The sequence below is a fragment of the Streptomyces sp. NBC_01334 genome, assembly GCF_035983595.1.
Lineage (GTDB): Bacteria > Actinomycetota > Actinomycetes > Streptomycetales > Streptomycetaceae > Streptomyces > Streptomyces coriariae.
Genome location: NZ_CP130718.1, coordinates 1898505 through 1915320, shown reverse-complemented (window position 1 = coordinate 1915320; position 16816 = coordinate 1898505). Strand labels below are relative to the sequence as shown.

Genomic DNA, 16816 nt, shown 5'->3' with positions numbered 1-16816 from the left:
GACGTTCACACAGGATTCCGAGGTGAACACGGAGGGTGAGAGGGGTCGGGCGGGGCAGGTGACACGGAGACGTCGTGTCCTTCTCACCGCACGGTCTTCCTCACCGCACCGCGACCACCGCCGAACCATGTCCGAACAGCCCCTGGTTCGCCGTGATGGCCACGCGCGCGTCCGGGATCTGGCGATCGCCGGCCTGTCCCCGCAACTGCCAGGTGACCTCACAGACCTGGGCGATCGCCTGCGCGGGCACCGCCTCGCCGAAGGAGGCGAGTCCACCGCTCGGGTTCACCGGTATACGGCCGCCCGGCGCCGTCACGCCCTCCCGCAGCAACTTGGCGGCCTCGCCCTCGCCGCACAGCCCCAGATCCTCGTACCACTGCAACTCCAGTGCGGTGGACAGGTCGTAGACCTCGGCGAGGGACAGGTCCTCGGGCCCGACAGCGGCCTCTTCGTAGGCGGCGCGGGCGATCGAGGCCCGGAAGGCCTCCCCGCCCGGCTCCGCCCCCACCGCGGAATCGGTCGCGATGTCCGGCAGATCCAGGACCGTGTTGGGGTACCGGGGCGTCACGGTGGACACCGCCCTGATGCGCACCGGCTCGGCCGCCCCGTGGCGGCGGGCGAACTCCATGCTGGACAGCACCAGCGCGGCCCCGCCGTCCGACGTCGCGCAGATGTCCAGCAGTCGCAGCGGATCGGCGACCACCGCGGATGCGGCGACCTCCTCCGCCGTCACCCGCTTGCGGTAGCGCGCGTTCGGGTTCAGCGCGCCCATGGCGGCGTTCTTCACCTTGACCTGCGCGAAGTCCTCCGGCGTGTCCCCGTGCACGGCCATGCGCCTGCGCGCGTACAGCCCGAAGTACGTCGGGTTGGTCGCGCCGAGCAGCCGGAACCGCAGCCAGTCGGGGTCGTCCAGCCGGTCCCCGCCCGCAGGCCGGAAGAAGCCCTTGGGGGCGGCGTCGGCCCCCACCACGAGCACCACGTCCGCCAGGCCCGCGAGGATCTGGGCCCGGGCCGTGTTGATCGCCTGAGCCCCCGACGCGCAGGCCGCATAGACGCTCGCGACGCGGGCGCCCTGCCACCCCAGGGCCTTGGCGAAGGTCGCCCCGGCCACATATCCCGGATAGCCGCCACGCACCGTGTCCGCGCCCACGATCGAACCGACGTCCCGCCAGTCCACACCGGCGTCCGCCAGGGCCGCGCGCGCCGCCTTCACGCCGTACTCGACGAAGCCGCGCCCCCACTTGCCCCACGGATGCATCCCGGCGCCGAGCACCGCCACCTCTGCCGTCATCACGCCACCCCCGTCGGCCGCCATCGCCAGGTCGTCCAGGTAGTCTCCGCGTCCTCGTCGAGCACGCCAGGGACGACCTCCATCTCCATGCCCACCGTCAGATCGGCGACGGTGACCCCGGGAACAGCCTGTCCCAGTACCACGATCCGCTCGGACTCCAGCTCCACAGCGATCAACGCGTACGGCTCCCAAGGAAGTTCCGGATCGGTCACATAGGGTGACGGAGGACGGTACCGGCTGTCCGTGTACGACCAGACGCGCCCCCGCCGCGACAGCGGGACCTCCGTCAGATCGCCGCCCCCGCAGCCCGGGTTGCGGCAGTGCGTGTCCTCGCGCGGGAAGAAGACCGACCGGCATGCCGGGCAGCGCGTGCCGAGCAGCCTGAAGTCGTCCCCGTCCCCGACGAACCAGCCCGTGACCACGGGTGTGCGTGTGCGTGACATGGCCCCTCCCGACAGCATGTCTGACGGAACGTCAGAAGTGTGTCACGGGCGTGGGGAAATGGGCAGGGCAGGAGACATGACACGACTCTCCGGCGCAGTACGCGGTGTCGTCGCCGTGCTCGTCGCCCTGCTGACCGTGACCGCCGCCTCCACCACCGCGCGGGCCGACGCCGACCCCGTGGCCCCCGCGGACTTCGTCGCCCTGAGAACCGTGGACCCGACGATCCTTCAGGAGATGCGCTACTTCACCCCGCACAACTTCGTCGGGGAACGCATCGACGGATACCGGCAGCCGATCTGCATCCTCACCCGGCCGGCCGCCGAGGCCCTGCACAAGGCCCAGAGGAAACTGCTGAGGCAGGGCTACACACTCAAGGTCTACGACTGCTACCGCCCCCAGCGCGCCGTGAACCACTTCGTCCGCTGGGCCGAGAACCTGAACGACGAGAGGCTGAAAGGCGAGTTCTACCCGAACGTCGACAAGTCCCGTCTGTTCGATGACGGCTACATCGCCGCGAAGTCCGGGCACAGCCGCGGTTCGACCATGGACCTGACCATCGTGAAACTCCCCGCCGCCCCGACCAGGCCCTACGTGCCCGGTGAACCCCTCGTGCCGTGCTACGCGCCACAGCAGCAGCGCTTCCCCGACAACTCGGTCGACATGGGCACCGGCTTCGACTGCTTCGACACCCTGGCCCACACGCTGGACCCGCGCATCCAGGGGCAGCAGCGCGCCAACCGGACGCTCCTGAAGAGCACTCTGGAAGGCCTCGGCTTCGTGAACCTCGCCGAGGAGTGGTGGCACTACACCTTCAAGCCCGAGCCCTACCCCGACACCTACTTCGACTTCCCCGTGACCGCCAGGTCGCTCGCCCAGAGGTATTGAGCCGCCTCCGTACGACGCCCTCCCCAAGATCGGATACGCTCCGCCGCGTGTCCGAAAATCTGCACTCCACTTCGAACTCCGCGCGCGACTCCCACTGTTCGAGTTGCGGAGCGCCCTACGGGGAGGGCGCCACCGGCTGGCCCCGCACCTGTCCGGTCTGCGCCACCGTGGCCTACCGCAACCCGCTGCCGGTCGCAGTCGCGCTCCAGCCCGTGTACGACACGAAGGGCACCGCCCTGGTCGTCATCACCCGAACCATCGCCCCCGCGCGCGGGGGCATCGCACTGCCCGGCGGCTACATCGACGACCGCGAGGACTGGCGCCAGGCCGTCGTACGCGAACTCATGGAAGAGACCGGCATCGACGCAGCGCCCCGTGACGTGCGGCTGGCCGACGCCATGAGCTCTCCCGACGGCCACCTCCTGCTCTTCGGGCTGCTGCCGGAGCGTCCCGCAGACCGTCTCCCGGCGACCGCCCCCACGGACGAGACCGAGGGCTGGCATCTTCTGCGCGGGCAGGAGGAACTCGCCTTCCCCCTGCACACACTCGCCGTGCGGGGGTTCTTCGAGGGCCGCTACATCTGAGCTCAGCGCTCGTCGAGCCCGCGTACCCGCACCGGGTGGGACGGCACACGCACGCCGTCCTCACCCTCCCGCTCGACGACGACCCGCGGCCCCTCCCAGCGGGCGACGAACCGTTCGACCTCCGGCTCCTCCCAGCCGTCGCCCGCGTCCCGCACGACGACACCGCCACCCGTCCGCCCCCGCACCGGCGCCCACACCTCCAACTCCAGCCGGCCGTCGTCTCCGCGCACCGGTATGACGGCACCCGCGCGCGCGAGCACCGGGACACGCGACAGCGGGGCATCCACGAGCACCTGCCCCGGCCCCTGGTACGCCCGCCCCGTCGCCGTGTCGTACCAGCGTCCCCGCGGCAACTGCACCGCTCGCCGGTCGCCGCCGGGGCCGAGCACCGGCGCCACCAGGAGGCAGTCACCCAGCAGGAAGGCGTCCTCGCAGTCCCGCAACGCCCGGTTGCCGGGCGCCCCCCACCACACCGGACGGACATAGGGGGCTCCGGTACGCCGGGCCAGATGCGCCAGCGTCACGAAGTACGGCAGCAGCCGCCGACGCTCGACGAGCGCCACACGCGCGTGCTCCAACACCTCGGGACCGAACCCCCACGGCTCCCGCTGCCCCGCCCGCACGCTCGTGTGCGTGCGGAACAGCGGCAGGTACGCGCCCAGCTGGAGCCGACGCAGATACAGCTCGGGCGACGGACCACCGTCGAAACCGCCCGTGTCCGGGCCCGCATACGGCACGCCGCACAGCCCGAGCCCCAGCACCAGCGACAGTGACGCCCGCAACCCCTGCCAGTCCGCGGCGGCGCCCCCGGACCAGGTGCCGCCGTAGCGTTGCACACCCGCCCAGCCGGACCGTGAGAAGACGAAGGGACGCTGGTCCGGAACCAGGTCCCGCACCCCCTCGTAGGCCGCCGAGGCCATGCACAGGCCGTACACGTTGTGGGCTTCGCGATGGTCACCCCCGCGTCCCTCCAGGGCGTGCCGGGCCGACCGGGGCAACGTCGACTCCCCGAAAGCGGCGAACACCGTCGGTTCGTTCATGTCGTGCCAGAAGCCGGCGAAGCCCTGCGCGATGCGCTCCGCGTAGAGACCTCCCCACCACTGCCGCACGCGCGCGTGCGTGAAGTCCGGGAAAACGGCCTCCCCGGGCGACGCCATCGCCTTGACGAGCCGGCCCGACGCGCCCCGCACGAACGCGTCCTCGGCCACCCCGCCGTCGTACACGGCGTTGCCCGGCGTGGCCTTGACCGCCGGGCCGACGGCCGACACCAGACGTATCCCGTCCCGACGCAGTTCCTCGGAGAGCACCGCCAGCTTCGGGAAGCGCTCCTGGTCGACGGTGAACACCCGGTGCTCGTCGTAGTGGTCGATGCCGAGGTGGACGGCATCGAGCGGCAGACCGTGCTCCTGAAGGCCCGCCACGGTCCGGCGCACCTCCTCCTCGCTCCCGAGGCCCCGGCCCGCGAGCTGATGACCCAGCGCCCACGCGGGCGGCAGCGCGGGCGCCCCGGTGAGCGCGACCCAGGCGAGCAGCACGCGCGCGGGGGTGCCCACCACCACCCAGCAGCGCAACGGACCCCCCTCCATCCGCACCTCGCACGCCCCGGACCGGTCGTGCCCCGAGCCCGCCCCCTCCTTGCCCTCCCGCAGCGTGACCGTGCCGTCCCAGGAGGTGTCGTGGAACACCAGATGAGTGCCCGCGTCGGCCACCACCAGCTGCACCGGCATCGTGAGAGGGAGCGGATCGTCCCCACGCCCGTACGCGCGCCCCGGATCCGTGTTCCACAGCCGGTACGTCCCGTCGCGCAGCCGCGGCCCGGACGTCCGCCCCCCGAGACCGAAGAAGCGCGCGTCCGCCGCCACCTCCGCACGCTGCATCCAGCGCGCCGGGCCACCCTCCTCCGGTTCCCACCACCGGGGCGGCAGCTCCCGCCGCAGCACCACGCCTCCGGGCGTGCACACGTCGATGGCACCGTGCCGCGAGACCACGACCGTCACCCGTTCGGCGATCACGCGCCACCCGCCGTCCTTGTCGGGCTCCAGAACCGCCCGGGGATCCGGCTCCGGACAGCGGCCGGCCAGCGCGTACGACGGCTCGGGCTCGGCACCGTCCCAACCCCAGAACACCGCGCCGCTCACGGCGACGCGGATCCTCAGCTCTGAGCGACTGAACCGGAGCGTCCCGCCACCGGGCCCCGGCTCCACCTCCTGCACCGCACCCGGCACCCGCGCCCGCTCGGGACCCCGCACCGGCAACCCGGCGGCGTCGGCACGGTTCCTGCGCCAGGCGGCCCGCACCGTGCGCAGACCCTGGGCAGCTCCCGCGGAACCGACCGCCTTCATCGAACGCACCAGGTCACGACCGTCCATGCTGTTCACCCTGTCACTGACCGCGTCACGCGCGCGGGTCGTTCAACTGCCGTTCACCCGTGGTGAGGCCACATCTTCACGAGACGGACTGTGGGGAGCCCACCCTGGTGCAGAAGTCGATCACATGGCATCGTCCGTGTCAGCCGCGTCACGCGCACTACCCCAGCTCGTGCGCGGGCGACGCACACGACGCGCACAGCCCGGGAGCCGCCCCATGTCGACCGTGAACCCCGAGCCGCTCTGGCGGCCCGACCCGCAGCGCATCGCGCAGGCCCAGGTCACGAAGTTCCAGGCCTGGGCGGCCGACCAGCACGGAGCCCCGTCCGAAGGCGGATATCCGGCACTGCACCGCTGGTCCGTGGACGAGCTGGAGACGTTCTGGAAAGCCGTCACGGAATGGTTCGACGTACGGTTCTCCACGCCCTACGCGCGCGTGCTGGGCGACCGCTCCATGCCCGGCGCCCAGTGGTTCCCCGGTGCGACGCTGAACTACGCCGAGCACGCGCTGCGCGCCGCCGCCACCCGCCCGGCCGAACCGGCCCTGCTGTACGTCGACGAGACCCATGAACCGATCCCGGTGACCTGGTCCGAGCTGCGCCGCCAGGTCGGTTCGCTGGCCGCTGAACTGCGTGCCCTCGGCGTCCGCCCCGGCGACCGGGTCAGCGGCTACCTCCCGAACATCCCGCAGGCCGTCGTGGCCTTCCTCGCGACGGCCGCCGTGGGCGGTGTCTGGACCTCCTGCGCCCCCGACTTCGGCGCCCGCAGCGTCCTCGACCGCTTCCAGCAGGTCGAACCCGTCGTCCTCTTCACGGTCGACGGCTACCGCTACGGCGGCAAGGAGCACGACCGCCGTGACGTCGTCGCCGAACTCCGCGCCGAACTGCCCACCCTGCGCGCTGTCGTCCACATCCCCCTGCTGGGCACGGAGCCGCCCCGGGGAGCCCTGGAATGGTCGGCCCTGACGGCCGCGGACGAGGCACCCGTCTTTGCACCGGTTCCCTTCGACCACCCCCTATGGGTGCTCTACTCCTCCGGTACGACCGGCCTGCCCAAGGCCATCGTCCAGTCGCAGGGCGGCATCCTGATCGAGCACCTCAAGCAGCTCGGCCTGCACTGCGACCTGGGTCCCGAGGACCGCTTCTTCTGGTACACCTCGACCGGCTGGATGATGTGGAACTTCCTCGTCTCCGGCCTCCTGACCGGCACGACGATCGTCCTCTACGACGGCAGTCCCGGCTATCCCGACACCGGCGCCCAGTGGCGGATCGCCGAACGCACCGGCGCCACCCTCTACGGCACCTCCGCCGCGTACGTCATGGCCTGCCGCAAGGCGGACGTGCACCCGGCCCGGGACTTCGACCTCTCCAAGATCCAGTGCGTCGCCACCACGGGATCCCCGCTCCCGCCCGACGGCTTCCGCTGGCTGCACGACGAGTTCGCAGCGAGCGGGGCCGACCTGTGGATCGCCTCCGTCAGCGGCGGCACGGACGTGTGCTCCTGTTTCGCCGGGGCCGTCCCGACGCTCCCGGTCCACACCGGCGAACTCCAGGCACCGGGACTCGGCACCGACCTGCAGTCCTGGGATCCGGACGGCCACCCCGTGGTCGACGAGGTGGGCGAACTCGTCGTCACCAACCCCATGCCGTCCATGCCGGTCCGGTTCTGGAACGACCCCGACGGCAGTCGCTACCACGACAGCTACTTCGACACCTACCCAGGCGTGTGGCGCCACGGCGACTGGATCACCGTCACCTCACGCGGTTCGGTCGTCATCCACGGCCGCTCCGACTCCACGCTCAACCGCCAGGGCGTACGGATGGGCTCCGCCGACATCTACGAGGTCGTCGAACGGCTCCCCGAGATCAAGGAATCCCTGGTCATCGGGATCGAGCAGCCCGACGGCGGCTACTGGATGCCCCTCTTCGTGCACCTGGCCCCGGGAGCCGCACTCGACGAGGCACTCCTCGGCCGCATCAAGCAGGCCATCCGCGAACAGCTCTCGCCGCGCCACGTCCCCGACGAGGTCATCGAGGTACCCGGAGTCCCGCACACCCTCACCGGCAAACGGATCGAGGTCCCGGTCAAACGCCTCCTCCAGGGCACTCCGCTGGAAAAGGCGGTCAACCCGGGCTCCATCGACAACCTCGACCTCCTGCACTTCTACGAGGAGCTCGCCCGCAAGCGGGCCTGAGCCGCCAAAGGCCTCGGACTCACCTTGCACCACCACGAGTCCGAGGCCGACCGACTCCGGGCGCCCCCGGCACACTCACCGTCACCATCGTGATCGCCATCGGGCCGCACAGCTGCCTCACCTGCGCTCCTGATATGCCCGCGACCTGCAGTTTTCTGTAGCTCCGGACCCCTGACCCGATCTGGAAGGGCCCGTTGTCAGTGCCGTCGATTACTTTGAGTGAGCATTGATCGACTGTGCACACAGGGGGAAACATGGCACACACCGACCACCGGACCATGCGACGCGTCCTGCGCCGTGAGATCGCCGGCACCATCGGCCTGCTCACCGACGAACACGACTTCCGTGCCATGCGTCGCTACCGCACCTTCACGTTCGACGATCACGTCGTCTACCTCCAACAGGTCGAAGACCTTCTGAAGACACGCGCCATGCAGGGCACCCACACCACAGTGGCCCTCTTCGACCCCCAGGAATACGCCGAGTACTGCACCGGAAGGGGACTCGACCCCGACATCCCCGCCAACCGCACCCGCTTCACGGCCGAACTCGCGACCACGGGCCCCACCATCCCCTACGAGGGTCAGCCCCTCGCCGATCTCCTGCCCGCCCTCGTCGACGAAGCCGTACGCCAGGCGACCTGGGAGTACGCGGCCACCCTGCTCGCCCGCCTCGGCGCCTGCGCCACCTGCGGCGAGGACATCGGCCGCGCCGCCTTCACCCGCGCATCGGACCTCGTCGCCCGCATCCTCGACACGGCGCCACCCGGCAACCGACACCTCGTGTGCAGCGTGACCGGCACACCCGAGACCCTGGTCGCCGTCCTGCACGCGGACGAGGCGGCCGAGGGCGCCACCCGACTCGACGAGGCCGAAGCGCTCGAGTTCACCACCGTCCTCGCCCTGGGCCTCGCCACCCAGAGTCCTGGCGGCCTGGTCATGCGCACCACCGCCCACGACACCTCGGACCGGATCTACGGCTGGCGGCTGCGGGGCGAAGGCCTCGAACCCCTGACCGCCGGCGAGGTCTTCGATGCCTACTGCACCGACGTGGAGTCCGGCGACCTCATCTCACCCGAGTCCAACGTGGACTACTGCTTCCCGCCGGAGCTCGGCCCGGAGGGGAAGACACCGGGCCACAGCCACTGACCGCAAGCGGAAGACCAGGACGCTCACACACAGCAGGGGCGCTCCACCCGAAGGCGGAGCGCCCCTGCTCACCGGCCGATCGCCGGCCGGAACCGACTACTCGCCGGAGAGCACGGCCTGCGCCGCGCTCCGCGCTTCCTCGGCGCTGTCCGCCGCACGCGCGGCAGCCGCGGCACGCTCACACTGCGCCAGCGTGTACTTCGCCAGCGCGGTCCGGACGTAGGGAATCGAGGCCGCCCCCATGGAAAGAGAGGTGACTCCCAGACCCGTCAGCACACACGCGAGCAGCGGATCGGCCGCGGCCTCGCCACACACACCGCAGCTCTTGCCCTCGGCCCGTGCCGCCTCGGCGGAAAGAGCCACCAGGTCCAGCAGTGCGGGCTGCCACGGGTCCTGCAGCCGGGACACCGCACCCACCTGCCGGTCGGCAGCGAAGGTGTACTGCGCGAGGTCGTTCGTACCCAGCGAAAGGAACTCCACCTCCTGCAGGATCGAACGAGCCCGCAGAGCGGCCGACGGGATCTCCACCATCGCGCCGAACTTCGCCCGCAGCCCCGCCTCACGACAGGCGTCCGCGAACGCCTTCGCGTCTGCACGGTCCGCCACCATCGGCGCCATGACCTCGAGGTAGACAGGCAGCCCCTCGGCGGCCTTCGCCAACGCCGTCAGCTGGGTCCGCAGGACATCGGGGTGGTCCAGCAGGGTCCGAAGCCCGCGCACGCCCAGAGCCGGATTGGGCTCGTCGGCCGGAGTGAGGAAGTCCAGCGGCTTGTCGGCGCCCGCATCCAGCACCCGCACGACGACTCGTCCCTCGGGGAACGCCTCGAGCACCTGTCGGTAGGCCTCGACCTGCTTCTCCTCGGACGGCGCGCTCTTGCTGTCGTCGAGGAAGAGGAACTCGGTACGGAAGAGCCCCACACCCTCCGCACCGGCCTCCACGGCAGCCGGCACGTCGGCAGGGCCTCCGACGTTCGCCAGCAGCGGCACCTTGTGGCCGTCGGCGGTGGCGCCCGGGCCGGTCGAGGACGCCAGCGCAGCCTTGCGCTCGGCGGCAGCGGCCTCGAGCCGGGCCTTCTTCTCGTCGCTGGGGTTCACGAAGACGTCGCCGGTGCTGCCGTCCACGGCGATCACCGTTCCCTCGGCGAGCTCACCGGCACCCGGCAGCGCCACCACGGCCGGCACACCGAGCGCCCGCGCCAGGATGGCGCTGTGACTCGTCGGCCCGCCCTCCTCGGTGACGAAGCCGAGCACGAGAGTCGGGTCCAGCAGCGCGGTGTCGGCCGGCGCCAGGTCCCGGGCCACCAGCACATAGGGCTCGTCACTGTCGGGGACACCGGGCATCGGGACGCCCAGCAGACGGGCGACGATACGATTCCGCACATCGTCGAGGTCGGCCACACGACCGGCGAGGTACTCGCCGGCTCCCGCCAGCAACTCACGGTAGGCGGCGAACGCGTCGTACACGGCACGCTCGGCCGTGCTGCCGACTGCGATACGCCGGTCGACATCGACCATCAGCTCGGGATCCTGGGCCATCATGGCCTGCGCCTCGAGCACCGCCTGGGCTTCGCCCCCCGCCAGATTGCCGCGCGCCATCAGATCGGCTGCCACAGCCTCCACGGCCTTGCGGGCGCGCCCCTGTTCGCGCTCCGCCTCTTCCGCCGGGATCTGCTTGGCAGGCGGTTCGAGCACCGCCGTTCCCATGTGCCGAACCTCGCCGATCGCCACACCGTGACTCACGCCGACGCCTCGCAGCGTTGTCTCCATCTCACCCGTCTCCGATAGTGCGGCGGGTCCCGCCGCCGCGGTGGTTGTCCTGTGCCGTCGGTATGACGGCGTCGGTACTACTGCCAGGAAAAGAGAGCGTCGCCGGCTTTGACATCGCCGTCTTCACGGAGTTCGCCGAGCGAGTCGGCCGTGGCCTCCAGCGCGACGACCGGGCACACCGGGGACTTGCCGGCCTCCTCGACCGCGGCCGGGTTCCACCGCACGATGCTCTGCCCGCGCGTCACGGTGTCGCCCTTGTTCACCAGGAGCTCGAAGCCCTCGCCGTTGAGCTGCACGGTGTCGATCCCGAGATGGGTGAGTACCCCATGTCCCTCGGAGTCGACCACGACGAAGGCGTGCGGGTGGAGGGAGACGATGACTCCGTCCACGGGTGCGACGGCCTCGGAAGGCTCACGCACCGGGTCGATCGCCGTGCCCGGGCCGACCATGGCCCCGGAGAAGACCGGGTCCGGCACGGCCGCCAGCCCGATGGCGCGTCCTGCTAGAGGGGACGTCACGGTGGTCATGGGAAGCCTCCCAGGGGTGGAGATGTATATGGGCCGTCACTGCTTGTCCAGGTCGGCGCACTGTGCAGCAGGGTATGTCATATGAAGTACCGGTTCCGCACGAGAGCACCCGATCCGTGGTCTAGACCACTAGCGTAGTCGATTTGCAGCGTCTCCGCGGCCCCGTGTACAGTCGTACTCCTGCTTGAGGGTGAGTGACGCGATCAAGCGCGCTTACCGAGCAGCACCCAACTTGTCAGATCCTATCTCTGGATCATCTTTCGCATGTCTGCGGAACGGTGGTCAAGAGGCCGGAAAAACCCTGATAGAGTCGGAAACGCAAGACCGAAGGGAAGCGCCCGGAGGAAAGCCTGAGAGAGTCTCTCGGGTGAGTACAAAGGAAGCGTCCGTTCCTTGAGAACTCAACAGCGTGCCAAAAATCAACGCCAGATATGTTGATACCCCGTCCCCGGCAGTGATAGCCGAGGATGAGGTTCCTTTGAAACAAAACACAGCGAGGACGCTGTGAACGGCCGGGCTTATTCCGCCTGGCTGTTCCGCTCTCGTGGTGTCGACCGGATTACCGGTAAACATTCACGGAGAGTTTGATCCTGGCTCAGGACGAACGCTGGCGGCGTGCTTAACACATGCAAGTCGAACGATGAACCACTTCGGTGGGGATTAGTGGCGAACGGGTGAGTAACACGTGGGCAATCTGCCCTTCACTCTGGGACAAGCCCTGGAAACGGGGTCTAATACCGGATAATACTTCCACTCGCATGGGTGGGGGTTAAAAGCTCCGGCGGTGAAGGATGAGCCCGCGGCCTATCAGCTTGTTGGTGAGGTAATGGCTCACCAAGGCGACGACGGGTAGCCGGCCTGAGAGGGCGACCGGCCACACTGGGACTGAGACACGGCCCAGACTCCTACGGGAGGCAGCAGTGGGGAATATTGCACAATGGGCGAAAGCCTGATGCAGCGACGCCGCGTGAGGGATGACGGCCTTCGGGTTGTAAACCTCTTTCAGCAGGGAAGAAGCGAAAGTGACGGTACCTGCAGAAGAAGCGCCGGCTAACTACGTGCCAGCAGCCGCGGTAATACGTAGGGCGCAAGCGTTGTCCGGAATTATTGGGCGTAAAGAGCTCGTAGGCGGTCTGTCGCGTCGGATGTGAAAGCCCGGGGCTTAACCCCGGGTCTGCATTCGATACGGGCAGACTAGAGTGTGGTAGGGGAGATCGGAATTCCTGGTGTAGCGGTGAAATGCGCAGATATCAGGAGGAACACCGGTGGCGAAGGCGGATCTCTGGGCCATTACTGACGCTGAGGAGCGAAAGCGTGGGGAGCGAACAGGATTAGATACCCTGGTAGTCCACGCCGTAAACGGTGGGAACTAGGTGTTGGCGACATTCCACGTCGTCGGTGCCGCAGCTAACGCATTAAGTTCCCCGCCTGGGGAGTACGGCCGCAAGGCTAAAACTCAAAGGAATTGACGGGGGCCCGCACAAGCAGCGGAGCATGTGGCTTAATTCGACGCAACGCGAAGAACCTTACCAAGGCTTGACATACACCGGAAACGTCTGGAGACAGGCGCCCCCTTGTGGTCGGTGTACAGGTGGTGCATGGCTGTCGTCAGCTCGTGTCGTGAGATGTTGGGTTAAGTCCCGCAACGAGCGCAACCCTTGTTCTGTGTTGCCAGCATGCCCTTCGGGGTGATGGGGACTCACAGGAGACTGCCGGGGTCAACTCGGAGGAAGGTGGGGACGACGTCAAGTCATCATGCCCCTTATGTCTTGGGCTGCACACGTGCTACAATGGCCGGTACAAAGAGCTGCGAAACCGTGAGGTGGAGCGAATCTCAAAAAGCCGGTCTCAGTTCGGATTGGGGTCTGCAACTCGACCCCATGAAGTCGGAGTTGCTAGTAATCGCAGATCAGCATTGCTGCGGTGAATACGTTCCCGGGCCTTGTACACACCGCCCGTCACGTCACGAAAGTCGGTAACACCCGAAGCCGGTGGCCCAACCCCTTGTGGGAGGGAGCTGTCGAAGGTGGGACTGGCGATTGGGACGAAGTCGTAACAAGGTAGCCGTACCGGAAGGTGCGGCTGGATCACCTCCTTTCTAAGGAGCACTTCTAAGCCTGTCCCTTCGGGGGCCGGTTCAGAGGCCAGTACATCGGCGTACGTCCGATGCTGGTTGCTCATGGGTGGAACGTTGATTATTCGGCATTCTCAGTCATCTCGGGCTGCAAGTACTGTTCTTCGGAGCGTGGAAAGCTGATCATGAGTGGCGAGGGTGCCGGGCACGCTGTTGGGTGTCTGAGGGTATGGCCGTATGGCTGCCTTCAGTGCCGGCCCCAGTGCACTCGGATCCGTTAAGGGTTCGGGGTGATGGGTGGCTGGTCGTTGTTTGAGAACTGCACAGTGGACGCGAGCATCTGTGGCCAAGTTTTTAAGGGCGCACGGTGGATGCCTTGGCACCAGGAACCGATGAAGGACGTGGGAGGCCACGATAGTCCCCGGGGAGTCGTCAACCAGGCTTTGATCCGGGGGTTTCCGAATGGGGAAACCCGGCAGTCGTCATGGGCTGTCACCCGCTGCTGAACACATAGGCAGTGTGGAGGGAACGCGGGGAAGTGAAACATCTCAGTACCCGCAGGAAGAGAAAACAACCGTGATTCCGGGAGTAGTGGCGAGCGAAACCGGATGAGGCCAAACCGTATACGTGTGAGACCCGGCAGGGGTTGCGTGTACGGGGTTGTGGGATCTCTCTTTCACAGTCTGCCGGCTGTGAGACGAGTCAGAAACCGTTGATGTAGGCGAAGGACATGCGAAAGGTCCGGCGTAGAGGGTAAGACCCCCGTAGTCGAAACGTCAACGGCTCGTTTGAGAGACACCCAAGTAGCACGGGGCCCGAGAAATCCCGTGTGAATCTGGCGGGACCACCCGCTAAGCCTAAATATTCCCTGGTGACCGATAGCGGATAGTACCGTGAGGGAATGGTGAAAAGTACCGCGGGAGCGGAGTGAAATAGTACCTGAAACCGTGTGCCTACAAGCCGTGGGAGCGTCGCGCATCGAGTTTACTCGGTGCGTCGTGACTGCGTGCCTTTTGAAGAATGAGCCTGCGAGTTTGCGGTGTGTTGCGAGGTTAACCCGAGTGGGGAAGCCGTAGCGAAAGCGAGTCCGAATAGGGCGTTTCAGTAGCACGCTCAAGACCCGAAGCGGAGTGATCTAGCCATGGGCAGGTTGAAGCGGAGGTAAGACTTCGTGGAGGACCGAACCCACCAGGGTTGAAAACCTGGGGGATGACCTGTGGTTAGGGGTGAAAGGCCAATCAAACTCCGTGATAGCTGGTTCTCCCCGAAATGCATTTAGGTGCAGCGTCGTGTGTTTCTTGCCGGAGGTAGAGCACTGGATAGGCGATGGGCCCTACCGGGTTACTGACCTTAGCCAAACTCCGAATGCCGGTAAGTGAGAGCGCGGCAGTGAGACTGTGGGGGATAAGCTCCATGGTCGAGAGGGAAACAGCCCAGAGCATCGACTAAGGCCCCTAAGCGTACGCTAAGTGGGAAAGGATGTGGAGTCGCACAGACAACCAGGAGGTTGGCTTAGAAGCAGCCACCCTTGAAAGAGTGCGTAATAGCTCACTGGTCTAGTGATTCCGCGCCGACAATGTAGCGGGGCTCAAGCGTACCGCCGAAGTCGTGTCATTCATACAACAGGGCCAACGCCTGTATGGATGGGTAGGGGAGCGTCGTGTGCCGGGTGAAGCAGCACCGGAAGGTAGTTGTGGACGGTTCACGAGTGAGAATGCAGGCATGAGTAGCGATACACACGTGAGAAACGTGTGCGCCGATTGACTAAGGGTTCCTGGGTCAAGCTGATCTGCCCAGGGTAAGTCGGGACCTAAGGCGAGGCCGACAGGCGTAGTCGATGGATAACCGGTTGATATTCCGGTACCCGCTGTGAAGCGTCAAACATCGAACCAGGCGATGCTAAGTCCGTGAAGCCGTTCCGGACCCTTCGGGGAAAGGAAAGTGGTGGAGCCGACGAACCAGACTTGCAGTAGGTGAGTGATGGGGTGACGCAGGAAGGTAGTCCATCCCGGGCGGTGGTTGTCCCGGGGTAAGGGTGTAGGACGAACGGTAGGCAAATCCGCCGTTCACATAGTCTGAGACCTGATGCCGAGCCGATTGTGGCGAAGTGGATGATCCTATGCTGTCGAGAAAAGCCTCTAGCGAGTTTCATGGCGGCCCGTACCCTAAACCGACTCAGGTGGTCAGGTAGAGAATACCGAGGCGTTCGGGTGAACTATGGTTAAGGAACTCGGCAAAATGCCCCCGTAACTTCGGGAGAAGGGGGGCCACGTCTGGTGAGAGCACTTGCTGCTCGAGCTGGGGGTGGCCGCAGAGACCAGCGAGAAGCGACTGTTTACTAAAAACACAGGTCCGTGCGAAGCCGTAAGGCGATGTATACGGACTGACGCCTGCCCGGTGCTGGAACGTTAAGGGGACCGGTTAGTCAAGATTCGTCTTGGCGAAGCTGAGAACTTAAGCGCCAGTAAACGGCGGTGGTAACTATAACCATCCTAAGGTAGCGAAATTCCTTGTCGGGTAAGTTCCGACCTGCACGAATGGCGTAACGACTTCTCGACTGTCTCAACCATAGGCCCGGTGAAATTGCACTACGAGTAAAGATGCTCGTTTCGCGCAGCAGGACGGAAAGACCCCGGGACCTTTACTACAGTTTGATATTGGTGTTCGGTTCGGCTTGTGTAGGATAGGTGGGAGACTTTGAAGCAGCCACGCCAGTGGTTGTGGAGTCGCCGTTGAAATACCACTCTGGTCGTGCTGGATGTCTAACCTGGGTCCGTGATCCGGATCAGGGACAGTGTCTGATGGGTAGTTTAACTGGGGCGGTTGCCTCCTAAAGAGTAACGGAGGCGCCCAAAGGTTCCCTCAGCCTGGTTGGCAATCAGGTGTTGAGTGTAAGTGCACAAGGGAGCTTGACTGTGAGACCGACGGGTCGAGCAGGGACGAAAGTCGGGACTAGTGATCCGGCGGTGGCTTGTGGAAGCGCCGTCGCTCAACGGATAAAAGGTACCCCGGGGATAACAGGCTGATCTTCCCCAAGAGTCCATATCGACGGGATGGTTTGGCACCTCGATGTCGGCTCGTCGCATCCTGGGGCTGGAGTCGGTCCCAAGGGTTGGGCTGTTCGCCCATTAAAGCGGTACGCGAGCTGGGTTTAGAACGTCGTGAGACAGTTCGGTCCCTATCCGCTGCGCGCGCAGGAATATTGAGAAGGGCTGTCCCTAGTACGAGAGGACCGGGACGGACGAACCTCTGGTGTGCCAGTTGTTCTGCCAAGGGCATGGCTGGTTGGCTACGTTCGGGAGGGATAACCGCTGAAAGCATCTAAGCGGGAAGCCTGCTTCGAGATGAGTATTCCCACCCCCTTGAGGGGTTAAGGCTCCCAGTAGACGACTGGGTTGATAGGCCGGATGTGGAAGCCCAGTAATGGGTGAAGCTGACTGGTACTAATAGGCCGAGGGCTTGTCCTCAGTTGCTCGCGTCCACTGTGTTGGTTCTGAAACCACGAACGGCCCCATGTCATGGTCACGGCATGGTGC

9 protein-coding genes and 2 rRNA genes are annotated in these 16816 nt (G+C 66.5%); 6 read left to right on the top strand and 5 right to left on the bottom strand.

What is annotated here, in order from left to right; translation table 11 throughout:
• Window positions 1–100: 100 nt before the first annotated feature.
• Entirely contained in the window at window positions 101–1291 is a 1191-nt protein-coding gene (locus OG736_RS08675) for a lipid-transfer protein (RefSeq protein WP_327181926.1), read from the bottom strand.
• Window positions 1291–1713 (bottom strand): Zn-ribbon domain-containing OB-fold protein, encoded by a 423-nt coding sequence (locus OG736_RS08670; protein ID WP_327187559.1) that lies wholly within the window; start codon window positions 1711–1713, stop codon window positions 1291–1293. Before OG736_RS08670 ends, OG736_RS08675 begins: the two co-directional genes overlap by 1 nt.
• Before the next feature lie 97 nt (window positions 1714–1810).
• Between OG736_RS08670 and OG736_RS08665 the strand changes: the two genes are divergently transcribed.
• Together OG736_RS08665 and OG736_RS08660 are read left to right on the top strand one after the other, a co-directional pair.
• Window positions 1811–2620, top strand: coding sequence for a M15 family metallopeptidase (locus OG736_RS08665; protein ID WP_327181925.1), 810 nt, complete (start codon window positions 1811–1813; stop codon window positions 2618–2620).
• Window positions 2621–2667: 47 nt separating this feature from the next.
• Window positions 2668–3204 (top strand): NUDIX domain-containing protein, encoded by a 537-nt coding sequence (locus OG736_RS08660; protein WP_327181924.1) that lies wholly within the window; start codon window positions 2668–2670, stop codon window positions 3202–3204.
• A 2-nt stretch (window positions 3205–3206) separates the two neighbouring features.
• Here OG736_RS08660 and OG736_RS08655 read toward each other — a convergent pair whose 3' ends face one another.
• Window positions 3207–5573 (bottom strand): glycoside hydrolase family 31 protein, encoded by a 2367-nt coding sequence (locus OG736_RS08655; RefSeq protein ID WP_327181923.1) that lies wholly within the window; start codon window positions 5571–5573, stop codon window positions 3207–3209.
• A 214-nt stretch (window positions 5574–5787) separates the two neighbouring features.
• On the opposite strand from OG736_RS08655, the gene OG736_RS08650 reads away from it, so the two are divergent.
• Window positions 5788–7764, top strand: a complete 1977-nt coding sequence (locus tag OG736_RS08650) for an acetoacetate--CoA ligase (RefSeq protein ID WP_327181922.1) — start codon at window positions 5788–5790, stop codon at window positions 7762–7764.
• A 254-nt stretch (window positions 7765–8018) separates the two neighbouring features.
• Window positions 8019–8912 (top strand): DUF8829 domain-containing protein, encoded by an 894-nt coding sequence (locus OG736_RS08645; RefSeq protein ID WP_327181921.1) that lies wholly within the window; start codon window positions 8019–8021, stop codon window positions 8910–8912.
• A gap of 96 nt (window positions 8913–9008) precedes the next feature.
• On the opposite strand, the gene ptsP is transcribed toward OG736_RS08645, so the two are convergent.
• Together ptsP and OG736_RS08635 are read right to left on the bottom strand one after the other, a co-directional pair.
• Complete coding sequence (ptsP, locus tag OG736_RS08640; RefSeq protein ID WP_327181920.1) at window positions 9009–10679, bottom strand: phosphoenolpyruvate--protein phosphotransferase; 1671 nt, start codon at window positions 10677–10679, stop codon at window positions 9009–9011.
• 77 nt (window positions 10680–10756) lie between these two features.
• Window positions 10757–11206, bottom strand: coding sequence for a PTS sugar transporter subunit IIA (locus tag OG736_RS08635; protein ID WP_314222122.1), 450 nt, complete (start codon window positions 11204–11206; stop codon window positions 10757–10759).
• Between the two features lie 572 nt (window positions 11207–11778).
• Between OG736_RS08635 and OG736_RS08630 the strand changes: the two genes are divergently transcribed.
• Window positions 11779–13304 (top strand): 16S ribosomal RNA (locus OG736_RS08630).
• Window positions 13305–13624: 320 nt separating this feature from the next.
• Window positions 13625–16747, top strand: a 23S ribosomal RNA gene (locus OG736_RS08625).
• The 16S and 23S rRNA genes sit together here, the layout of an rRNA operon.
• The last annotated feature ends 69 nt before the right edge of the window (window positions 16748–16816 follow it).

Coding starts and splice junctions, on each gene's coding strand:
- OG736_RS08675 (WP_327181926.1), bottom strand. CDS start 1,291: ATGACGGCAGAGGTGGCGGTGCTCGGCGCCGGGATGCATCCGTGGGGC.
- OG736_RS08665 (WP_327181925.1), top strand. CDS start 1,811: ATGACACGACTCTCCGGCGCAGTACGCGGTGTCGTCGCCGTGCTCGTC.
- OG736_RS08655 (WP_327181923.1), bottom strand. CDS start 5,573: ATGGACGGTCGTGACCTGGTGCGTTCGATGAAGGCGGTCGGTTCCGCG.
- OG736_RS08650 (WP_327181922.1), top strand. CDS start 5,788: ATGTCGACCGTGAACCCCGAGCCGCTCTGGCGGCCCGACCCGCAGCGC.
- OG736_RS08645 (WP_327181921.1), top strand. CDS start 8,019: ATGGCACACACCGACCACCGGACCATGCGACGCGTCCTGCGCCGTGAG.
- ptsP (WP_327181920.1), bottom strand. CDS start 10,679: ATGGAGACAACGCTGCGAGGCGTCGGCGTGAGTCACGGTGTGGCGATC.
- OG736_RS08635 (WP_314222122.1), bottom strand. CDS start 11,206: ATGACCACCGTGACGTCCCCTCTAGCAGGACGCGCCATCGGGCTGGCG.